The sequence below is a fragment of the Staphylococcus sp. EG-SA-2 genome (assembly GCF_017152085.1).
The window spans coordinates 1-1,226 of sequence record NZ_JACYHC010000823.1; the positions used below are offsets into that span (position 1 = coordinate 1).

General features: G+C 35.5%; 2 protein-coding genes. One reads left to right on the forward strand and one right to left on the reverse strand.

Annotated features, from left to right (window positions below; all coding sequences use genetic code 11):
- The coding region (locus IDG60_RS22470) for a hypothetical protein (protein ID WP_241013379.1) at positions 1–80 on the reverse strand (80 nt) is incomplete at its 3' end.
- A 157-nt stretch (positions 81–237) separates the two neighbouring features.
- Between IDG60_RS22470 and IDG60_RS14845 the strand changes: the two genes are divergently transcribed.
- Positions 238–1,098: an ROK family protein gene (locus IDG60_RS14845; RefSeq protein ID WP_000291444.1), complete on the forward strand. Its 861-nt coding sequence runs from the start codon at positions 238–240 to the stop codon at positions 1,096–1,098.
- Positions 1,099–1,226 lie beyond the last annotated feature (128 nt).

The window sequence follows — 1,226 nt, forward strand, 5'->3', positions numbered from 1 at the left end:
AGTCCTTGTTCATTTACTTGACCATTTTCATCAAAAGGAACGAGTAACGCTGCATATAAACCTTTTAAATCTTTGTTCATTATGAAGTCCCTCCAAAAATCATTTGATAATATAGTTTACAGCTATAATTGTAAACGCTATCATAAAATGTAACAATATCTTTTTGAAAATTGTAGTCATATTTATGTATAATTAATGAAAATGTTTTTCAAAATCAATAGAAATGGAGTGAGTAAGGTGTATTACATCGCAATCGATATTGGAGGCACTCAAATTAAATCGGCAGTTATTGATAAGCAATTGAATATGTTTGACTATCAACAAATATCAACGCCGGACAACAAAAGTGAGCTTATTACTGACAAAGTATATGAGATTGTAACAGGATATATGAAGCAATATCAGTTGATCCAACCTGTCATAGGTATTTCATCAGCAGGCGTTGTTGATGAACAAAAAGGCGAAATTGGATACGCAGGGCCAACCATTCCGAATTATAAAGGTACTAATTTTAAGCGATTATTAAAATCACTGTCTCCTTATGTCAAAGTAAAAAATGATGTAAACGCTGCATTACTAGGCGAATTGAAATTACATCAATATCAAGCAGAACGGATCTTTTGTATGACGCTTGGTACAGGCATTGGGGGTGCGTACAAGAATAATCAAGGTCATATTGATAATGGTGAGCTTCATAAGGCAAATGAAGTTGGGTATTTATTGTATCGTCCAACTGAAAATACAACGTTTGAGCAACGTGCTGCAACGAGTGCATTGAAAAAGCGCATGATTGACGGAGGATTTACGAGAAGCACACATGTGCCAGTATTGTTTGAAGCAGCTGAAGAAGGTGATGATATTGCAAAACAAATATTGAATGAGTGGGCAGAAGATGTAGCAGAAGGGATTGCCCAAATACAAGTCATGTATGATCCAGGGCTTATATTAATTGGTGGCGGTATATCTGAACAAGGAGACAATCTCATTAAATATATCGAGCCGAAAGTTGCACACTATTTACCAAAAGACTATGTTTATGCACCAATACAAACGACTAAGAGTAAAAATGATGCAGCATTATATGGCTGTTTGCAATGATAGTTGAAAGAAGGAGTCATTCTAAAATAGAATTTGAAACCGTTACGAGAGATGAGAGCTGTTGTTAGTTCCACACATCACACTCTATCTAGGACCAATCTAAACTATATCAACCAACAGTGTGCCAC